Annotated in this window: 4 protein-coding genes; 1 reads left to right on the forward strand and 3 read right to left on the reverse strand. The window is 73.7% G+C overall.

Annotated features, from left to right (window positions below; translation table 11 throughout):
• Window positions 1–37 precede the first annotated feature (37 nt).
• On the reverse strand, window positions 38–18511 hold the full coding sequence (locus ACFYZ4_RS17845) for an SDR family NAD(P)-dependent oxidoreductase (protein ID WP_390784303.1): 18474 nt from the start codon (window positions 18509–18511) through the stop codon (window positions 38–40).
• Window positions 18512–18620: 109 nt separating this feature from the next.
• Window positions 18621–19811: a cytochrome P450 gene (locus ACFYZ4_RS17850; protein WP_351302001.1), complete on the reverse strand. Its 1191-nt coding sequence runs from the start codon at window positions 19809–19811 to the stop codon at window positions 18621–18623.
• Between the two features lie 493 nt (window positions 19812–20304).
• On the opposite strand from ACFYZ4_RS17850, the gene ACFYZ4_RS17855 reads away from it, so the two are divergent.
• A complete protein-coding gene (locus ACFYZ4_RS17855) occupies window positions 20305–21075 on the forward strand; it encodes an LmbU family transcriptional regulator (RefSeq protein WP_351302004.1) in 771 nt (256 codons plus the stop codon).
• A 78-nt stretch (window positions 21076–21153) separates the two neighbouring features.
• On the opposite strand, the gene ACFYZ4_RS17860 is transcribed toward ACFYZ4_RS17855, so the two are convergent.
• Window positions 21154–21861 carry an FMN-binding negative transcriptional regulator gene (locus tag ACFYZ4_RS17860; protein ID WP_351302007.1) on the reverse strand — a complete coding sequence of 236 codons (708 nt, stop codon included), beginning with the start codon at window positions 21859–21861 and terminating at the stop codon, window positions 21154–21156.
• Window positions 21862–22012: the final 151 nt, after the last annotated feature.

Here is a 22012-nt window from a genome sequence, read left to right on the forward strand (position 1 = left end):
CGGGTCCGGGGCCGGGGGCCGGGGCCCGGGCGGGGGGTCAGCCCTCGCCCAGGGCCAGGCGGACCAGGTCGTCGGCGCTCATCGTGTCGAGCGCGCTCCCGCCGTCCGGCAGGCCGGTGCCGGCGGTGCCGTCGCCGCCGGCGGCGCCGTTCACGGCTTCCTCGGGCGTGTCCTGCGCCGGTACGTCGGGTACGAGCGCGGCCCGCAGCCGGTCCGCGAGGGCACCCGGGGTCGGGTGGTCGAAGATGAGCGTGGGCGGCAGCTTGACGCCGGTCGCGGCCGTCAGGCGGTTGCGCAGCTCGACCGCGGTCAGGGAGTCGAAGCCCAGGTCCTGGAACCGGCCGTCGGCCGGCACCCGGTCCCCGCTCGCATGGCCCAGTACGGCCGCCACCTCGACCCGTACCGCCTCGAGCAGGAGGTGACGGTGCTCGCGCCGGGGCGCCCGGGCCAGCCGCTCGCGCAGGCCGGCCGCCGTGTCCGGGGCCGCCGGAGCAGTGCCCGCGCCGCCGCGGCGGGCCGGAGCCAGCCCCCGCAGCAGCACCGCGACCGCCTCCGGATCCGCCGTCCGCAGGTCCAGGTGGGCGGCCGTCAGGACCGCCGCGCCGGAGGCCACGCCCGCGTCGAACAGGGCCAGGCCCTCCTCGGCGGACAGCGCCCCGATCCCGGAGCGGGCCAGACGCTTGAGGTCCGCCGCACCGAGGTCGCCGGTCAGCGTGCTCTCCTGCGCCCACAGGCCCCAGACCAGCGACAGGGCCGGCAGCCCGGCGGCGCGGCGCCGCTGGGCCAGGGCGTCCAGGAAGGCGTTGGCCGCCGCGTAGTTGCCCTGTCCCGCGGAGCCCAGGGTGCCCGCGAGCGAGGAGAAGAGGACGAAGGCCGACAGCTCCAGGTCCCGGGTCAGCTCGTGCAGGTGGAGGGCGGCGTCGGCCTTGGGCCGCAGCACCCCTTCCATCCGCTCCGGGGTGAGTCCCGCGAGGACGGAGTCGTCGGTCACGCCCGCGGCGTGGACCACCGCGGTCAGCGGCCGGCCGGCCGGTACGGAGGCCAGCAGCGCGGCCACGGCGGCGCGGTCGCCGGTGTCGCAGGCGGCCACGGCCACCTCGGCGCCCAGCGCGGCCAGTTCGGCCGTGAACTCCTCCGCGCCCGGGGTCGCCGCACCGCGGCGGCCGGTCAGCAGCAGCCGCCGCACCCCGTGGTCCTCCACCAGGTGCCGGGCCAGCAGCCGGCCCAGCGTGCCCAGGCCGCCGGTGACCAGGACGTGGCTGTCCGCTCCGAAGGCCGCCGGGGCGTCCTCGGTGACGGCGGGCCGGTGACCGCGCAGGGCCGGCGCCGAGATCCGCCCGGCCCGCACCGCGAGCTGAGGCTCCGGGAAGGCCAGGGCCGGCACGAGAGCGCGTACGGACTCGGGCCTGCCGTCGGTGTCGACGAGCGCGAACCGGCCGGGCTGCTCCGACTGGGCGGAGCGGATCAGGCCCCAGACCGCCGCCAGGGCGGGGTCCGGGTACTCGGTGTCCGCCACCGCGACCGCGCCCTCGGTGAGGAAGGCGAGCCGGGAGTCCGCGAACCGCTCGTCGGCCAGCCAGCGCTGGGCCGGCGCCAGGGCCGTGAGCACGGCCCGGCCCGAACCGGCCGGGACGGCGGGCACCGGGGCCACGACCACGGACGGCACCGGGGCGCCCCCGTCGACCGCTGCCTGTAGCCCGTCCAGGCCCGGGTAGGCCCGGACGGCCACCCCGGCGGCCCGTACGGCATCCACGACGGCGGAGTCCGCGTCGCCCAGCACGGCCCACGGGCCGGCCGGCACGGGAGCTGCCCCGCGCAGCGGGGACCAGTGCAGGCCGAACAGCGCGGCCCCGTGCACCGGCCCGGCGGCGGCCGCCGGGTCCGCCCGCAGCTCGCGCACGGCGAGCGCGTCGGCGGTGAACACCGGGGCACCGGACAGGTCGGCGATCAGCAGCGAATAGCTGTCGCCCGTGCCCCGCCGCATGCGGACCAGCAGTTCCGTGGCGCCGGGAGTCCGCAGGGTCAGACCGCTCCACGCGAACGGCACCAACAGCCGGTCCCCGGCACCGGACCCGACGAGGGCGGTGTGCAGGGCCGCGTCCAGCGCGGCCGGGTGCAGACCGAAACCGTCCCCCTGCGGCCCGGTGGCGCTCTCGGGGAGCACCACCTCCGCGTAGAGGTCGCTCCCGTGGCTCCACACGGTCCGCAGGCCCTGGAAGGTGGGGCCGTACGTGTATCCGCGCTCGGCGAGGCGGGCGTAGAGGTCGCCGACGGGTATCTCGGTGGCTCCCTGCGGCGGCCAGACGGCCAGCTCGGCCGCATCCTCGGCCGCGCCGCCCGGAGCTGCGGACACCTCGTCGGCCAGCAGCCCGGAGGCGTGCCGGACCCAGACCGCGTCCGGCGTCCCCTCGGGCCGCGAGTGGAGCGCGAGGGTGCGCGTCCCGTCGGCCCCGGGGGCGCCCACCATCAGCTGGACGGTGACGCGCTCGTCCAGCGGCAGCGGCTGTTCGAGGGTGAGCTCGGCGACCTGCGCCGCGCCCGTCCGCCGGGCCGCGTAGAGGGCGAGCTCCGCGACGGCCGCGCCCGGCAGCAGCGGCCGGCCCAGGATGGCGTGCTCGGCGAGCCACGGGTCGGCGTCGACGTCGAGGGTGCCCGTGAACAACCATCCCTGGCCCGCGGCGAGTTCGACTGTGCCGTCCAGCAGCGGGTGCCCGCCGGCCGGCCTCGGCGCCACGGGGGCGGCCGGAGCGCTCAACCAGTAGCTGTCGCGCTGGTAGGGGTACGTGGGCAGGGCGACGACCCGGCCACCGGGCAGGAACCCGCCCCACCCGATGTCCGCGCCGCGGACGTAGGCCTGGGCGAGGGCGGCCGCGAGGGTCCCGCCCTCGGGGCGGCCCTTGCGCAGCAGCGGGACCGCGGTGACCGGCCGCCCGGTCTCCGCTTCCCCGGAGGCCAGGATCGTACGGGTCATGGCGGTGAGCACGCCGTCCGGGCCGAGCTCCAGGTACGTGGTGACGTTGTGGCTGTGGAGGTACTGGATGGCGTCGTTGAAGCGGACGGTGTGGCGGAGGTGTTGGACCCAGTAGTCGGGGTTGGTGAGTTGTTCGGTGGTGGCGGGCAGTCCGGTGAGGTTGGAGATGATGGGGATGGTGGGGGTGTGGTAGGTGAGGGTGGCGGCGGTGGCGTGGAAGTCGCTGAGGATGCCGTCCATGTGGGGGGAGTGGAAGGCGTGGCTGACGTTGAGTTGTGAGGTGCGTCGGCCGTTGTTGCGCCAGGTGGTGGCGAGTTGGTGGGCTGCGTTGTGGTCGCCGGTGATGACGGTGGAGTTCGGGCCGTTGATGGCGGCGATGTCGAGGTGGCCGTGGTGGGTGGGGAGGGTGTGGAGGATTTCGGTTTCGGTGGCTTCGATGGCGATCATCGCGCCGCCGGCGGGCGCCGACTGCATCAGCCGGCCACGGACGGCCACCAGGGTGCAGGCGTCGTCCAGGGAGAGGACCCCCGCGACGTGCGCGGCGGCCAGCTCGCCCACCGAGTGGCCGAGGAGGTAGTCGGGCGTCAGCCCGTAGTGCTCCACCAGCCGGAACAGCGCGACCTCGACGGCGAACAGCGCCGGCTGCGTGTACTGCGTCCGGTTGAGGAGAGCGGCCTGCTCGCTCCCCTCACCGGCGAGGACCAACTCCTTGAGCGACAGACCCAGATGGGCGTCCATCCCTGCGCAGACGGCGTCGAGCGCCTCGGCGAACACCGGGTGGGTCTCGTACAGTTCGCGGCCCATGCCGGGACGCTGACTGCCCTGACCCGTGAACAGGAACGCGAGCCCGGAGGCCCCGTCGGCCCTGCCGGAGTCCCCGGTCACCAGCTGCGGCGCGGACTCGCCCCGGGCCAGCGCGTCCAGGCCCGCCAACAGACCCGCCGGGTCGTCGGCGAGGACGACCGCACGGTCCGGGAGCGCCGCCCGCGTGGTGGCGAGCGCGTGGCCGACGTCCAGGTGCGCGAGGCTGAACTCGCCCTCCGTGCCGGCCTCGGCGGCCAGCCGCCGCAGCTGGGCGGCCCGGGCGCGCAGGCCCTCCGTACCGCGGCCGGAGACCACCCAGGGCAGCCGGGCGGGAGCCGACGGGTCGCGGGACTCCGCGGCCTCGGCGGCGGGGGCCTGTTCGAGGACGACGTGGGCGTTGGTGCCGCTGATCCCGAAGGAGGAGACGGCGGAACGGCGGGGCCGGTCGGTCTCGGGCCACGGGGTCGCCTCGGTGAGGAGGGAGACCGCGCCACTCGACCAGTCCACGTGCGGGCTCGGCGCGTCCACGTGCAGGGTGCGGGGGAGCGTGCCGTGGCGCATGGCCATGACCATCTTGATGACGCCGCCGACGCCGGCTGCGGCCTGGGAGTGGCCGATGTTGGATTTGAGGGAGCCGAGGTGGAGGGGGTGGTCGGCGTCGCGGTCCTGGCCGTAGGTGGCGAGGATGGCCTGGGCTTCGATGGGGTCGCCGAGGGTGGTGCCGGTGCCGTGGGCCTCTACGGCGTCGACGTCGGCCGCGTTCAGTCCGGAGGCGGCGAGGGCCTCGCGGATCACCCGTTCCTGGGAGGGGCCGTTGGGGGCGGTGAGTCCGTTGCTCGCGCCGTCCTGGTTGACGGCGGAGCCGCGGACCACGGCGAGGACTTCGTGGCCGTTGCGGCGGGCGTCGGAGAGCCGCTCCAGGAGCAGGATGCCGACACCCTCGCTCCACGTCGTACCGTCCGCGGAAGCCGCGAACGACTTGACCCGCCCGTCGGGCGCCAGCCCGCGCTGGCGGCTGAACTCCACGAACGGCCGCGGAGTGGCCATGACGGTGGCGCCGCCCGCCACGGCGAGCGTGCACTCGCCCTGGCGCAGGGCCTGTGCGGCCAGGTGCAGGGCGACCAGGGAGGAGGAGCAGGCCGTGTCGACCGTGATGGCCGGGCCCTCCAGCCCGAAGGTGTAGGACAGCCGCCCGGAGGCCACACTGCCGGCGCTGCCCGTGCTCAGGTAGCCCTCGTACTCGACCGGAACGGCGGACAGGCGGGAGGCGTAGTCGTCGTACATGGTGCCGACGAACACACCGGTGCGGCTGCCGCGCAGGGTGGTCGGGTCGATGCCCGCCTGCTCGAAGCTCTCCCACGTCGTCTCCAGCAGCAGGCGCTGCTGCGGGTCGATCGCGAACGCCTCGCGGGGCGAGACGCCGAAGAACTCGGCGTCGAACCGGTCGGCGTCGTAGAGGAACCCGCCGTGCCGGGTGTAGCTCTTGCCGGCCCGGGTGGGGTCCGGGTCGTAGAGGGCGTCGACGTCCCAGTCGCGGTTGGTGGGGAAGGGGCCGATGGCGTCGGTGCCGTCGGCGACGAGCCGCCACAGGTCCTCGGGGGAGCGGGTGTCACCGGGGTAGCGGCAGGCCATCCCGACGATCACGATCGGGTCGTCCTGGCCGACGCCCGCGCCGGCCGCGGCCTGCCGGACGGGCCGGGCGGCGGCCTCGCCGGCGATCTTGGCGAGCTCGGCGACGACGAAGTCGGTGAGCGCACCGGGCGTGGGGTGGTCGAAGACGGCGGTCGCGGGAACCGCGACACCGCTGTCCGAGGCGAGCCTGCGGCGCAACTCCATGCCGGTGAGGGAGTCCATGCCCAGCTGGATGAAGGGCCCGCTGTCGTTGACGGCGGCGGGGCCCGCCAGGCCGAGCACGGCGGCGACCGTCGCCCGTACGAGCTCACCGGCGGCGCGCCGGCGGTCGGCCGGGGGCAGCTCGGCGGTGCGCTCGGCCCACGAGGATCCGGTGGCCGCGGCGGCGCGGCGGCGCGGGGCGCGGACCAGGGTGCGCAGCAGGGCGGGCGCGGACTGCTCCGGGGAACGCAGCGCCTTCAGGTCCAGCTCGATCGGCACCAGCTCCGGCTGACCGGCCGTGAGCGCGGCGTCGAAGAGCTCCATGCCGCGTTCCGGGGTCAGCGGAAGGATGCCCTTGGCCGCCCACCGCTTGATGTCGGCCTCCGAGAACTGCGCGGCCATGCTGCCGGTACTCGTGTCCCAGAGTCCCCAGGCGAGGCTGATGGCGGGGAGGTTGTGGTGGTGGCGGTGGTGGGCGAGTGCGTCGAGGTAGGTGTTGGCGGCGGCGTAGTTGGCTTGGCCGGGGTTTCCGATGAGTCCGGCGATGGAGGAGAAGAGGATGAAGTGGGTGAGGGGGAGGTGGGTGGTGAGTTGGTGGAGGTTCCAGGCTGCGTCGGTTTTGGGGTGGAGGACTTGGGTGACGTGGTGGGGGGTGAGGTTGTCGAGGGTGGCGTCGTTGAGGGTGCCGGCGGCGTGGATGACGGCGGTGAGGGGGTGTTCGGTGGGGATGGTGGCGAGGAGTTCGGTGAGTGCGTCGCGGTTGGCGGTGTCGCAGGCGGTGATGGTGATGTGGGCGCCGGCTGTGGTGAGTTCGTTGTGGAGTTGGGTGGCGCCGGGTGCGTTGGGTCCGGTGCGGCTGGTGAGGAGGAGGTGTTTGGCGCCGTGGTGGGTGACGAGGTGGCGGGCGAGGATGTGGCCGAGTCCGCCGGTGCCGCCGGTGATGAGGATGGTGCCTTCGGGGTCGAGGGCCTTGGGGGCGTTCTCGGTGGTGGGGGTGTTTTCGAGGCGGGGGGTGTGGAGTTGGCCGTTGCGGAGGGTGAGTTGGGTGTCGGGGGTGGTGGCGGCGGTGTGAGCGGCGGCGGCGAGGTGTTCGGGGGCCTGGGTGTCGGTGTCGAGGTGGGTGAGGCGGCCGGGGTGTTCGTTTTGTGCGGTGCGGATGAGGCCGGTGAGGGCTGCGGCGGGGAGGTTGTGGATGTCCTCGTCGGTGGTGAGGGCGGTGGCGCCCTGGGTGAGCAGGACGATGCGGGTGGTGTCGAGGGTGGTGTCGGCGAGGAGTTCCTGGAGGGTGGCCAGAGTGCCCTGAACCGCCGCATGGACTTCCGTGCTCGGCTCGGTGAGCGCGATGACACCGGGGACCGGCCCGCCCGAGGCGAGCGCGGCCCGCAGCGCGGCGGCGTCCGCGTACGTGTCGCCGGAGACGGCCGCGGCCAGACCGTGCGGGTCCGAGCCCAGTACGGCCCACGGCCCGGCGGCCCGCTCGGTGGCCTGCGGGACGGGCTTCCACACCAGCCGGTAGAGCCCGTCGATCCGAGCGCTGCGGTCCTGTAGGTCGCCGGCCGGGCGCAGTGCGATCTCGTCGACGGTGATGACGGGCCGGCCGTCGGCGTCCGTGGCCGTGAGCGACGCGGCGCTCGTACCGCTCGGAACCAGGTGCACCCGCAGCGCGGTCGCGCCGGCGGCGTGCAGGGTGACCCCGTTGAACGAGAACGGGATGGTCAGCTCGTCGGAGTCCTCGATCAGCAGGGTGTGGAGGGCGGCGTCGAGAGCGGCGGGGTGGAGGGCGAACCCGTCCCCGTCGATGCTCTCCGGGAGCGCGATCTCCGCGTACAGATCCGTGCCGCGTCTCCACGCGCTCCGCAGGCCCTGGAAGGTGGGGCCGTACGTGTATCCGCGCTCGGCGAGGCGGGCGTAGAGGTCGCCGACGGGTATCGCGGTGGCTCCCTCCGGCGGCCAGACGGCCGGGCCGGTCGTGGGCACCGGGCCCGGGCCCGCCTCGGCGAGCACACCGGAGGCGTGCCGGGTCCACTCCTCCTCCGTACGGCCCTCGGCGCGGGAGTGGACGGAGACGGAACGGGTCCCCGACTCCTCGGCGCCCAGCGCCACCTGGAGGTGGATGCGGCCGTCCTCGGGGACGAGCAGCGGTGCCTCCAGGACGAGCTCCCGGAGCTGGTCGTAGCCGAAGCGCTCGCCCGCCGCCACGGCCATCTCGACCAGGGCGGTGCCGGGCAGCAGAACGGTTCCGGAGACGGCGTGGTCGGCGATCCACGGGTGGGTGCTCCGCGAGACACGGCCCGTGAGCAGCAGTCCCTCCCCGCCGGCGAGGCTGGTCACCGCGCCGAGCAGCGGGTGGTCCGCAGACGTCAGGCCCAGGCTCGCCACGTCCTCGGGCGTGGCGGGGCTGTTCAGCCAGAACCGGACGCCCTGGAACGCGTACGTCGGCAGCAGCGCCCGCCGCGCACCGGGGAAGAGGCTCTCGACGTCCAGTGCCGCACCCCGTACGGCCGCGTGGCCGAGGGCGACCGCGAGGGTCTGCGCCTCGGGGCGGCCCTTGCGCAGGACGCCGACGGTCGACACCGCGCCCTGGGCGATCTCCTCACCCAGGCAGCCTCGGGTCATGGCGGTGAGCACCGGGTCGGGGCCGATCTCGATGTAGGTGGTGATGTTGTGGCTGTGGAGGTACTGGATGGCGTCGTTGTAGCGGACGGTGTGGCGGAGGTGTTGGACCCAGTAGTCGGGGTTGGTGAGTTGTTCGGTGGTGGCGGGTTGTCCGGTGAGGTTGGAGATGATGGGGATGGTGGGGGTGTGGTAGGTGAGGGTGGCGGCGGTGGCGTGGAAGTCGCTGAGGATGCCGTCCATGTGGGGGGAGTGGAAGGCGTGGCTGACGTTGAGTTGTGAGGTGCGTCGGCCGTTGTTGCGCCAGGTGGTGGCGAGTTGGTGGGCTGCGTTGTGGTCGCCGGTGATGACGGTGGAGTTCGGGCCGTTGATGGCGGCGATGTCGAGGTGGCCGTGGTGGGTGGGGAGGGTGTGGAGGATTTCGGTTTCGGTGGCTTCGATGGCGATCATCGCGCCGCCGGCGGGCGCCGACTGCATCAGCCGGCCACGGACGGCGACCAGGAGGGCCGCGTCGGCCAGGGAGAGGACCCCGGAGACGTGCGCGGCCGTGAGTTCCCCGAGGGAGTGGCCGAGCAGGTAGTCGGGGGTGAGCCCGTGGTGTTCGAGGGTGCGGAAGAGGGCGACCTCCGTGGCGAACAGCGCCGCCTGCGTCCACATCGTCTGGTGGAGCGGCGAGGTGGTGGGGTCTTCGTCGCTGAAGAGGAGGGACTTGAGGGAGACGTTCTGCTGGAGGTGCTCGTCGAGGTGGGCGCAGACCTCGTCGAGGGTGCGGGCGTAGACGGGGTGGGTCTCGTAGAGCTCGCGGCCCATGCCGGGACGCTGACTGCCCTGACCCGTGAAGAGGAACGCGGTTTTGCCACCGCCGCGACCCGCCGGCGGACCCGCGATCAGCTCAGGTGCCTCCTCGCCGGCGGCCAGCGCGGCGAGCGCCCGCAGAACGCCGTCCCGGTCCTCCGAGACGACGGCCGCGGAGTGCGCCAGCAGCGCGGGCACATCGGCCAGCGACCGGCCGATGTCGGCCAGTGAGACCTGCGGCTGACCGGCCGGATCCGGCTGCTCGGCGCGCTCGGAGACGAAGGCCAGCAGCCGGCCCGCCTGGGCCCGCAACGCGGCCTCGGTGTGCCCCGACAGCAGCCAGGGCGCCGACGGCAGGGGAGCCCGGTCCTCGGTGACGGGCTTCGGCTCGGCCACGGGGGCCTGCTCCAGGACGACGTGGGCGTTGGTGCCGCTGATCCCGAAGGAGGAGACACCGGCCCGGCGCGGCCGGTCGGTCTCGGGCCACGGGGTCGCCTCGGTGAGGAGCGACACCGCTCCCGTGCTCCAGTCCACGTGCGAGGTCGGCCGGTCCACGTGCAGGGTGCGCGGCAGCACGCCGTGGCGCATGGCCATGACCATCTTGATGACGCCGCCGACGCCGGCTGCGGCCTGGGAGTGGCCGATGTTGGACTTGAGGGAGCCGAGGTGCAGCGGACGCTCCGCGTCGCGGTCCTGGCCGTAGGTGGCGAGGATGGCTTGGGCCTCGATGGGGTCGCCGAGGGTGGTGCCGGTGCCGTGGGCCTCTACGGCGTCCACGTCGGCCGCGTTCAGTCCGGAGGCGGCGAGGGCCTCGCGGATCACCCGCTCCTGTGAAGGACCGTTCGGCGCGGTGAGACCGTTGCTCGCGCCGTCCTGGTTGACGGCGGAGCCGCGGACCACGGCGAGGACTTCGTGGCCGTTGCGGCGGGCGTCGGAGAGCCGCTCCAGGAGCAGGACGCCGACACCCTCGCTCCAGGCGGTGCCGTCCGCCGCGTCCGCGAAGGACTTGCAGCGGCCGTCCGTCGCCAGCCCGCGCTGGCGGCTGAACTCCACGAACAGATCCGGCACCGCCATCACGGTCACGCCGCCCGCGAGGGCGAGCGTGCACTCGCCCTGGCGCAGGGCCTGCGAGGCCAGGTGCAGGGCGACGAGCGAGGAGGAGCAGGCCGTGTCGACCGTGATGGCCGGGCCCTGGAGGCCCAGCGTGTACGAGACCCGGCCGGAGGCCACGCTGAGCGTGTTGCCGGTCGTACGGTAGGCCTCCACGGCCTCCGGCGCGTTGCGCAGGTGGGAGGCGTACTCGCTGTACATGGCACCGCTGAACACACCGGTACGGGTGCCGCGCAGGGTGGCCGGGGCGATGCCCGCGTTCTCCACCGCCTCCCAGCTGGCCTCCAGCAGCAGGCGCTGCTGCGGGTCCATGGCCGCGGCCTCGCGCGGGCTGATCCCGAAGAACTCGGCGTCGAACCGGTCGGCGTCGTACAGGAACCCGCCGTTGCGGGTGTACGAGTGGCCCGCGCGGTCCGGGTCGCCGTCGAAGAGCCGGTCCAGGGCCCAGCCGCGGTTGGTGGGGAAGGGGCCGATGGCGTCGGTGCCCTCGGCGACGAGCCGCCACAGGTCCTCGGGGGAGCGGGTCTCGCCCGGGTAGCGGCAGGCCATGCCGACGATCACGATCGGGTCCTCGTGATCGGAGGTGCTGCGCACCGCGATCTGCCCGCCGGGACGCACGACTTCGGTCTCGCCCGCCAGCTTGGACAGCTCGCCCGTCAGGAAATCGGCGAGGGCGGTCGGGGTGGGGTGGTCGAAGACGGCCGTCGCCGGCAGCGTGACCCCGGTGACCGCCACGACCCGGCGACGCAGCTCCAGGCCGGTCAGCGAGTCCATGCCGAGGGTCTTGAACGCCGTGTCCTCGTCGACGGAGTCCGGGCCGGCGAGGCCCAGCACGGCGGCGACGGTGGTGCGTACCAGCTCACCGACGGTACGCCGGCGGTCGGGCGCGGGGAGCGCGGCAGTGCGCTCGGCCCACGAGGAACCACCCGTACCGGCGACGGCGGTGGCCGCGGCGGCGCGGCGGCGGGGGGCGCGGACCAGGGTGCGCAGCAGGGCGGGCGCGGACTGGTCCGGGGAACGCAGGGTCGGCAGGTCCAGATCGGCCGCGGCGAGCAGCGGCTCCGGCGAGACGAGGGCGGCGTCGAAGATCTCCATGCCGCGCTCGGCGGAGATCGGCAGCACGCCCTTGCGCGCCCACCGCTTGACGTCGAGCTCGCTGAGCCCGCTCGTCATCGTGCTCGCGGTGTCCCAGAGTCCCCAGGCGAGGCTGGTGGCGGGGAGGTTGTGGTGGTGGCGGTGGTGGGCGAGTGCGTCGAGGTAGGTGTTGGCGGCGGCGTAGTTGGCTTGGCCGGGGTTTCCGATGAGTCCGGCGATGGAGGAGAAGAGGATGAAGTGGGTGAGGGGGAGGTGGGTGGTGAGTTGGTGGAGGTTCCAGGCTGCGTCGGTTTTGGGGTGGAGGACTTGGGTGACGTGGTGGGGGGTGAGGTTGTCGAGGGTGGCGTCGTTGAGGGTGCCGGCGGCGTGGATGACGGCGGTGAGGGGGTGCTGGGTGGGGATGGAGTCCAGCAGGTGGGTGAGTTGGGTGCGGTCTGCGGTGTCGCAGGCGGTGATGGTGATGTGGGCGCCGGCTGTGGTGAGTTCGTTGTGGAGTTGGGTGGCGCCGGGTGCGTTGGGTCCGGTGCGGCTGGTGAGGAGGAGGTGTTTGGCGCCGTGGTGGGTGACGAGGTGGCGGGCGAGGATGTGGCCGAGTCCGCCGGTGCCGCCGGTGATGAGGATGGTGCCTTCGGGGTCGAGGGCCTTGGGGGTGTTGTCGGTGGTGGGGGTGTTTTCGAGGCGGGGGGTGTGGAGTTGGCCGTTGCGGAGGGTGAGTTGGGTGTCGGGGGTGGTGGCGGCGGTGTGAGCGGCGGCGGCGAGGTGTTCGGGGGCCTGGGTGTCGGTGTCGAGGTGGGTGAGGCGGCCGGGGTGTTCGTTTTGTGCGGTGCGGATGAGTCCGGTGAGGGCTGCGGCGGGGAGGTTGTGGATGTCCTCGTCGGTGGTGAGGGCGGTGGCGCCCCGGGTGAGCAGGACGATCCGGGTGGAGTCGAGGGTGGTGTCGGCCAGGAGTTCCTGGAGGGTGGCCAGAGTGCCCTGAACCGCCGCATGCACCTCGGTGAGTTCTTCTGACAGGGCTATGAAGGACGGCAGTTGGGCGCCGTCGCCCAGCGCGGTCCGCAGTTCTGCGACGTCGGCGTACGTGTCGCCGGAGACGGCCGCGGCCAGACCGTGCGGGTCCGAGCCCAGTACGGCCCAGAGCCCGGCCGTGTTCTCCGCGGCCGTCTGCGGCAGGGGCTTCCATCCCAGCCGGTGCAGCCCGGCGGGCCGGCCCGCGTTCGTTGCCGCGCGGAGGTCGCCGGCCGGGCGCAGGGTGATGGATTCGACCGTGATGACGGGCTGTCCGTCGGGGTCGGTGGCGGTCAGCGAGGCGCTGTGGGCATCGGTGGGAACCACGTGCACCCGCAGCGCGGTGGCACCCGTGGCGTGCAGGGTGACCCCGTTGAAGGAGAACGGGATGGCCAGCTCGGTGCCGTCACCGAGCAGCATGGCGTGCAGGGCCGCGTCGAGGAGCGCCGGGTGGATGGCGAAGGCGGTGGCCTCGGCGTGCTGCTCCTCGGGGAGGGAGACCTCCGCGAACCGCTCCTCGCCCGACTGCCAGACCCGGCCGAGGCCCTGGAAGACCGGCCCGTACTCGTACCCGCGGTCGGCGAGCCGGTCGTAGGTGTCCTCACGGGTGACGGACCGCGCGCCCTCCGGCGGCCAGGTCCGCGTCGCGGCGGGCACCGGGTGTTCGCCGGCGGCCAGCAGGCCCGAGGCGTGCCGGGTCCACTCCTCCTCCGCCGCGCCCTCGGGGCGCGAGTGGACGGTGACGGAGCGGGTGCCCGACTCCTCGGCGGGGCCGAGGGCGACCTGGAGGTGGATGCCGCCTTCCTCGGGGACGAGCAGCGGTGCCTCCAGGACGAGTTCCCGGAGCTGGTCACAGCCGAAGCGGTCGCCCGCGGAGACGGCCATGTCGACGAGGGCGGTGCCGGGCAGCAGGACCGTACCGACGACCGCGTGGTCGACGACCCACGGGTGGGTGCGCCGGGAGACGCGGCCCGTGAACAGCACGCCCTCGCGGTCGGCGAGGCTGGTCATCGCGCCGAGCAGCGGGTGCTCCGCGGAGGCGAGGCCGAGGCCCGCCGGGTCCTCCGCCGTGACCGGGGTGTCGAGCCAGAACCGGCTGCGCTGGAAGGCGTACGTCGGCACCTGGACCCGTCGGGCGTCCGTGGCGTCGAACACGGCGGACCAGTCGACGCGGACGCCGTGGCAGTGGGCCTCGCCGAGCGAGAGCAGCAGGCGCGCGGCCTCGTCCTCGTCGCGGCGCAGGGTGCCCAGGGCGGTGCCCCGCGCGCCGGCCTCGTCGAGGGCCGCCTGCACGCCGATGGTGAGCACCGGGTGCGGGCTGACCTCGATGAAGGTGTGGTGGTCGGCGGCGAGCAGCTCGCCGACCGCCTGCTCGAACTGCACCGTCTCGCGCAGGTTCTGGTACCAGTACCCGGTGCCCATCAGGCCGGTGTCGGCCAGCAGCGCGCCGGTCAGCGAGGAGTAGACCGGGACCCGGCCGGGGCGCGCCTCGATTCCTTCGAGGATCCGCGCCAACTCGCCTTCGATTTCCTCGACATGGGCCGAGTGGGAGGCGTAGTCCACGTCGACGAGACGGGCCCGCGCCCCCTCCTCCTTGGCCTGGGCGAGGAACTCGGCGAGGGCCTCCGGATCGCCGGAGACCACGGTCTGGGACGGGCCGTTCACCGCGGCGACCGAGATCCTGCCCTCCCAGGCGCCGATCCGCTCCCGTACCCATGCGGCGGGCTGGGCCACGGACATCATGCCGCCCCGGCCCGACAGCACGGTCAGCGCGCGGCTGCGCAGGGCCACGACCCGGGCCGCGTCCTCGACGCTGAGTACGCCCGCCACGCAGGCCGCGGCGATCTCGCCCTGCGAGTGGCCGACGACCGCGGCCGGTTCGACGCCCAGCGAGCGCCAGACCTCGGCCAGGGACACCATCACGGACCACAGCACGGGCTGGACGACGTCCACCCGCTCGAAGCCCGGAGCGCCCTCGACGCCGCGTACGACGTCGAGGAGCGACCAGTCCACCAGCGGCTCCAGGGCCGCGGCGCACTCGGCCATCCGGCGGGCGAACACCGGGGAGGACTCCAGCAGGCCGGCCGCCATGCCCACCCACTGCGCGCCCTGACCGGGGAAGACGAACACGGGACGGGCCGCGGGCCGGCTCTGCCCGGTGACCAGGCCGCGGTCCGTGGCGCCGTCGGCCAGGGCCCGCAGGCCCTGCTCCAGAGCCGCGAGGTCCTCGGCGACCACGGTGGCCCGCCGGTCGAAGTGGGCGCGGCCGGCGGCGAGGGAGTAGCCGATGTCCGCGAGGCGGTCCTCCGGGTGGTCGCGGAGGTGGTCGAGCAGCCTGCCGGCCTGGGCGCGCAGCGCCTGGTCGCTCTTGGCGGAGAGGAGGAAGGGGACGGGCGCGGGCGCCCGCGTCCCGGCCGGCTCGGGCTCGGCGGGCTTGGCGGGCGCGGGCTCGGCGGCCTGCTCCAGGACCAGGTGGGCGTTGGTGCCGCTGACCCCGAAGGAGGAGACACCGGCCCGGCGGGGCCGGTCGGTCTCCGGCCACGGGGTGGCCTCGGTGAGCAGCGAGACCGCGCCGCCGGCCCAGTCCACGTGCGAGGTCGGGGCGTCCACGTGCAGGGTGCGCGGCAGCAGGCCGTTGCGGATCGCCATGACCATCTTGATGACGCCGCCCGCGCCGGCGGCGGCCTGGGTGTGCCCGATGTTCGACTTGAGGGAGCCCAGGAACAGCGGCCGGTCGGCCGCGCGGTCCTGACCGTAGGCGGCCAGCAGGGCCTGTGCCTCGATGGGGTCGCCGAGCCGGGTGCCCGTACCGTGCGCCTCGACGGCGTCCACGTCGGCGGGGGAGAGTCCGGAGGCGGCGAGGGCCTCGCGGATCACCCGCTCCTGCGAGGGGCCGTTGGGGGCGCTGAGCCCGTTGCTCGCGCCGTCCTGGTTGACGGCCGATCCCCGGATGACCGCGAGGACCTCGTGGCCGTTGCGGCGGGCGTCGGAGAGCCGCTCCAGGAGCAGCATGCCGACGCCCTCGCCCCAGCCGGTGCCGTCCGCCGCCTCCGCGAAGGACTTGCAGCGACCGTCGACGGACAGGCCGCGCTGGCGGCTGAACTCCACGAACATGCCGGGGGTCGCCATCACCGTCACACCGCCGGCCAGGGCCAGTTCGCACTCGCCGGCCCGCAGCGCCTGCGCCGCCATGTGCAGGGCCACCAGCGAGGCCGAGCACGCGGTGTCGACGGTGACGGCGGGGCCCTCCAGGCCCAGGGTGTAGGAGGCGCGGCCGGAGACCACGCTCGTGTAGGTGCCGGTCAGCAGGTACCCGCCGACGCCCTCGCCCGCCTCGTGCAGGCGCGGGCCGTAGTCCTGCGCCATGGCGCCGACGTACACGCCGGTGCCGCTGCCGCGCAGCGCGGCGGGATCGATCCCGGCCCGCTCCACGGCCTCCCACACGGTCTCCAGCACCATGCGCTGCTGCGGGTCCATGGCGGTGGCCTCGCGCGGGCTGATCCCGAAGAACTCGGCGTCGAACTGGTCGACGTCGTGCAGGAACCCGCCCTGCCGGGTGTACGAACGGCCCGCGCGGTCGGGGTCGCCGTCGAAGAGGGTCTCCAGGGCCCAGCCGCGGTTGCCGGGGAACTCGGTGACGGCGTCCCGCTCCTCCACGAGCAGCCGCCACAGGTCCTCCGGGGAGGCCACGCCACCCGGGAAGCGGCAGGCCATGGAGACGATGGCGATGGGCTCGTCGGAGCCGGTGACCCGGCGCGCGACCGCACGGGAGACGGGCTCGTGCGCGGAGACGACGCCCGAGAGCTCGGCGAGCCGGGCCACCAGCTTCTCGGGTGTGGGCCGGTCGAAGAGGAGGGTGGTCGGCAGCTTCAGCCCGGTGGCGGCGGCGAGCCGGTTGCGCAGTTCCACGGCGCTCGCCGAGTCGAAGCCGAGTTCCTGGAAGGAGCGGGTGGGGTCGATGTCCCCGCCCTTCTCGCGGCCGAGGACGAGCGCCACCTCGGAGCGCACCAGATCCATCAGGAACCTGGCCGTCCGCTCGGGGTCCCCGCCGGTTCCGAAGGGGTCGGCGGCGGCCGCCCCGGGGGTGCCGTGCCGGAAGGCGTACGTGGGCAGGTCGACGACCGCGGCGTCCGCAGGGAAGACGGGGCTCCAGTCCACGGGGGCGCCGTGCGCGTACGCCTCGGCCACGGAGGACAGGAAGCGGTGCGGCCCGTCCGCGCCGCGGCGCAGCGAACCGACCACGAGCGCCGTGGAGTCGGTGGTCTCCAGGATCTGCTCGACGGGCAGGGTCATCACCGGGTGGGGGCTGATCTCGACGAAGAGGTCGTGGTCGGTGAGGCAGCGGATCGAGCTGTCGAACAGCACGGGCTCGCGCAGGGTGCGGAACCAGTACGAGGCGTCCAGCGAGCGGGTGTCCAGCAGGGCGCCGGTCAGCCCGGAATAGAAGGGGATGCTCCCCTTCCGAGGCCGCAGTGGGGCCAGGACGGTGAGCAGCTCCTCGTGGATCTCGTCCAGGTGCGCGCAGTGCGGCGCGTAGTCGATGGCGACCCGCCGGGCCCGCACCCCTTCGGCGGTGAACTCCTCCTGGAGGCGCTCGATGGCGTCGACGTCGCCGGCGACGGCGATCGACCGCGGCCCGTTGACGCCCGCGACGGCCAGCTTCCCGCCCCACGGCGCCAGCCGCTCCCGCACCTCGTCCAGCGGCAGCAGCACCGAGAGCATGGAGCCCCGGCCCCCGAGCCGGGCCTGCGCCTTGCCCCACAGCGCGGAGGCGCGGGCGCCGTCCTCCAGCGTCAGCCCGCCCGCGATGACGGCCGCGGCGAGCTCGCCGATGCTGTGCCCGACGACCGCGGCGGGCTCGATGCCGAAGGAGCGCCACAGGGCGGAGAGGCCGAGCGCGGTCGCGAACAGGGCGGGCTGGATGACGTCGATGCGGTCCAGTGCGGGCGCGCCGGGCACCTCGCGCAGGACGTCCTCCAGGGACCAGTCGACGTACGGGGTGAGCGCCTCGGCGGTGGCCCGGATGCCGGCCAGGAAGACGTCCGAGGTGTCGAGCAGGTCGGCGGTCATGCCGGGCCACTGCGAACCGTGGCCGGGGAAGACGAAGACGGCCCGGTCGCGCGCCGTGGCCGTGCCGCTCACGCGTCCGGAGCCGCGGCGGCCTTCGGCGAGCGCGGCCAGCTCCTCGGTGAACTCCGCCTCGGTGCCGGCCAGCAGGACCGAGCGGTGGGCGAACGCGGTGCGCGACACGGCCAGGGAGCGGCCGATGTCGGCGATGCCGGGGCGTGCGGGGGCCGCGGCGCTCGTGGTGCCCGCGGTGCCCTCGACGCCTTCGATGCCTGTGGCGCTCGCCGTGAGCCGGGACAGGAGCCGCCCGGCCTGCGCGCGCTCGGCGGCCGCACTCGCTCCGGAGATCGGCCACGGCAGCGTGCCGCCCCGGAAGGCGGCCGGGCCGGCGGAAGGTTCCTGCTCGGTACGGGGCGCCTCGGCGACCTCCACCGACCAGAGCGTGCCGTCGGCGTCGGCGTCGCCGGAGAAGATGCCGACCGGCTGCCCTGGGGAGGCGGGGGAGCGCAGGGCCTCGACCAGTCCGGCGATTCCGGAGGCACGGGTGGCCCCGCCCTCGGCCGGCGCGACGGCGGGCCCGGTGCCGTGCAGGACCCCGCGTACGCGGTCGCCGTCGGCCAGGGCCCGCGCCAGGGGCTTGAGTACGAGAACGGCCCCGCCCGCGGGTTCGGCGTCGAGGCCGCCCGCGAGCGCGATCTCGCTCTCGCCGGCGCGCAGGCTCTCGCACGCCAGGTGCACCGCCTTCAGCGTGGCCGGGGCACCGCCGGTCACGGTCCGGCCCGGTCCGCTCAGACCGAGTACGGCGCGGACGCCCTCGGCGCGCTCCGCCTCCGGGGCGGTGTCCGTGTCCGCGCCGGCATCCGCGGCCCGGTCGTGGCCGGGCGCGCCGAGGAAGACCCCCGTGCGGGCGCCGCGCAGGGAGGCGGGCACGATGCCGGCCTCCTCCAGGGCCTCCCAGCCCAGTTCCAGCAGGAGCCGCTGCCCCGGGTCCATCGACGCGGCCGCGTCCGGCGCGATGCCGAACACGTCCGCGTCGAAGCCCGCGACGTCCTCGGAGTCCGCGTGGCCAGGGGAGCCCGCGACGTCCTCGGAGCCCGCTGCCCCGTCGGAGTGCGCGCCCGGGTAGCGACAGGACAGCCCGATGACGGCAACGGGCTCCCCGGCATTCCCGGCGTCCCCGGCGGGCTCGACATCGCGGCGGGTGGTCTCGACAGACATGCGGATCCTCACTCCAAGTCCAAAGGTGTTCCAGGGAGCAGCACTTGATGGGGGACGCCCGGAACACCCGGGAGGCGACCCGCCTGTACGACCGGCCTGCGCGGAGCGGCTACCACTCCACCCGCAGCCGGGACAGCCCGCGCGTGCCGAGGCCGTCCTTCCAGACCACGGCGTCTGGGCCGGGGGCCAGGCGGAGGGTGGGGAACCGCCGCACCAGGCGCTCCAGGACGATCTGCAGCTGGAGCCTGGCCAGCGGCGCGCCGAGACAGCGGTGCACCCCGTGACCGAACGTCAGGTGCGCGGCGTCGTGCCCCTGCGGATCCATCAGTTCGGGGTCCGCGAACGTCTTGCCGTCACGGTTCCCGTGCAGCAGGGAGACGATGACGCCTTCCCCGGCCTGGACCGTGACGCTGCCGAGCGGGACCGGCTCCACCGCGACGCGGGGGAAGCTGATGGGGGTGGAGGGGGTCAGCCGCAGCAGCTCCTCGACCGTGGGGGCCAGCCGGTCGGGCTGCTCGCACAGCTCCCCGTACGCGGCGGGGTCGCGCAGCAGGGCGTGCGCCGAGGTGCCGATCTGCCCGACGACGGTCTCGTAGCCGGCCATCAGGAGGGTGAGCCCCATGGTGAGCAGCTCGCCCATGGACAGGTCGCCCTGCTCGTGCGCCCCGATCATGGAGGTGAGCAGGTCGTCCTCCGGACGGCGGCGCTTGCGGTCGATCAAGTCGGCCATGTAGTCGATGAGTTCGAGCCGCCGGCGGGCCTTCTCCTGCGGGGTGCTGGCGGAGATGTCGAAGAGCACCTCGACCCAGTCGCGGAACCGGGCGCTGTCCTCGGGCGGAACGCCCAGCAGCGAGCACAGGACGGCCAGCGGCAGGGGCGCCGCGAGCGCCTCGATCAGGTCGGTGCCCGGGCCCGCCGCGGCCATGGCGTCGAGGTACCGGTCGGCGAGCTCCTCGACGGCCGGCGCCATCGCGTTGGTCCGGCCGGTGGTGAACGCCCGGGTCACGACGCGCCGCAGCCTGGAGTGATCGGCCCCGTCCATGCTCATCATCGAATTCGGCACGGGCTGGGCGTCGTTGAGCTTCGGCGCGTGCGGCGTGACGGCCTCGGCCCGGCTGAACCGCTGGTCCGTCAGGACCTTGCGGGCCAGTGCGTAGTCGCACACGAGCCACATCTTGTCCCCGGCGGGCGTGAAGAACGGGACGACGTCGATGCCGTCCGGGACCTGCCCCTCCCCGGCCATGTACTGCCCAAGGAACTCCGGAAGCGGGCCCAGCGGGCCGGCGCTGCGGTGCTTCATGCGTGTCCTCCCCGTTGTGTTCGGCGGTCAGGTGATCAGAAGCCGGTGCTCGGCCCCGCGCTGCGTCATTTCCGATCCTCCTGCTCCTGCTGAATTGACTGGATGAGCTGAATGGGGGAGGCGCGGTGCGGGCGCGTGGATATGCGGACAGGACCGCCCCGCTTTTACCTCTGATGCCTTGCGAGCAAGTGCTGCGCGAACAAGTGCCTCGCGAACGAGCCGAGCCGGCGGCGATGGAATTCTGATGTGCCGCAGCGAAGAAACTCTGGCCGAGAATGAACATACCCTCCGCCGGGGAGGCGGAGAACAGAAAGCCGCCGACAACGGGCAGCGGTTGTTCAATTGTTCGATGGACTCCGTGACGCTGTCCCGTCGACGGGACGGCCCGCAGGGCCCGCGCCGGCGGGACGGGCCTCCGTCCGGCCGCTTTGGCCTGCCTTTAGCACGGGCTGGGAGCCTCCACACCTGTTCTGTGGACCCTTCACATGGAGGCATGATGGCGATTCAGGCCAGCGACATCGAGGGATCGAGAATCGGGCAGATCCGTACGAGCCCCGACCTGGCGCCGAGGCAGCGGCGGGCCATGGGTGAGGATCCGCGTCGTGGCCAGGTGCTGACCACGAAGGTGGGCCTGCAGATGCCGGCGGGGATGTCCTTCGACGACTGGGAGAAGGCCGGCCGCCAGCTGTCCGGAATCGTTGATTCCTCCTCGTGGTGGCTGGGCGACTGGCTCGTATACGGCAAGGACCACTACACCGACCGCTACCAGCGCGGCATCCGCGCCGCCGGGCTGCAGTACCAGACCCTGCGCAACTACGCCTGGGTCTCCCGCCGGTTCGACTTCAGCCGGCGGCGGGGCGCCCTCAGCTTCCAGCACCACGCCGAGCTGGCCTCCCTGCCGCACGAGGAGCAGGAGGCCTGGCTGGACCGGGCCGAGCAGCGCAAGTGGACCACCAAGCAGCTGCGGAGCGCCATCCGCGCCGCGCGCGAGGACGAGGCGCAGGTCAGGATGCCCGCCGAGCCGACGCGCCGGCTGGAGGTGCCCGGCAGCCGGCTCCAGTGGTGGCACAAGGCCGCGGAGCAGGCGGGCGTCGACTTCGAGCGCTGGGTGCTGGTGACCCTGGACAGCGCGGCCAAGGAGGCCTTGGAAGCACTGGAGGAGCTGGAGAAGCGGGAGGAGGACGGCCATGGGCCCGCGGAACTCGAAGGGCCGGCGGAGCCCGGCGGACCGGCGCGGTCCGACCGGCCGGCCATCACCGCCTGACCGCTTCGGCGGCGCGCGTCACAGGGCCCGCACTCCGTCGGGAGTGTGGGCCCTGAAGGCTGGGGCCGACCGTGCCGGTCAGGGCAGCTGGCGCATCAGGTCGGCCGTGTCGCGCTGCCGGGTGCACGGGCTGTGCGTGAACGAGTCCAGCACGCGGCCACGGACCTCGGAGGGCTGTTCCTGGCTGAGCTTGAACATGCCCTCGGCCCCCGAGACGAGGACCCGGAAGGCGCCGACGGCGGGCACGATCTGCCGGAAGTAGCCGAGGGAATCGGACATGTCCCAGCCGGTGCCGAACTTGGACTCCTCGAAGGCGCGCACGGTCGACTGCACGACTTCCATCGACTCCTCGATCGAGTCGATCTTCTCCACGACACCGCGCACGTGCACCGAGGTGAAATTCCACGTCGGGGCGGCCGGCGACTTCTCGTACACCGTCGGTGAGACATAGGAGTGCGGGCCGGTGAAGGTCAGCAGGACGAGGCTTCCGGTTTCCAGCGCCTTCCAGTGCGGATTGGCCCTGTTCATGTGCCCGAGCAGAATGCCGCCGGACAGATCGTCCGACCATTCCTCATTCGCCTGCGGGTCCGCGATGACCGGGAGGTGCGTGGCGAAGGGGCCGTCTTGCGCCGTCCCGTTGGTCACCGCCATGGCCAGTGGATTGTCTCGTATCAGATCGGTCATCCACGAACCGTCCGGTTCGCGATAGTTACTGGGGACGAACATCCGGAATTCACCCTTTCGGTCGGCGTATTGCGTGAGGACATGGAAATCCGGACCGACCATACCGCTGTCCCGTCGGCCGGACAGGGGTATTCGGTATTCGGCCCGCACGGGGCCGCCGGGATCGTCTTCTTGACGTCTTCAGGTTGGCGCCGGGTGGTTCTCCGGCGCAATACTGAATAGAGGTCTCCCGGATCACCGGTCGAGATTCCAA

The sequence above is a fragment of the Streptomyces sp. NPDC001513 genome (assembly GCF_042894695.1).
In the GTDB taxonomy this organism is placed as follows: domain Bacteria; phylum Actinomycetota; class Actinomycetes; order Streptomycetales; family Streptomycetaceae; genus Streptomyces.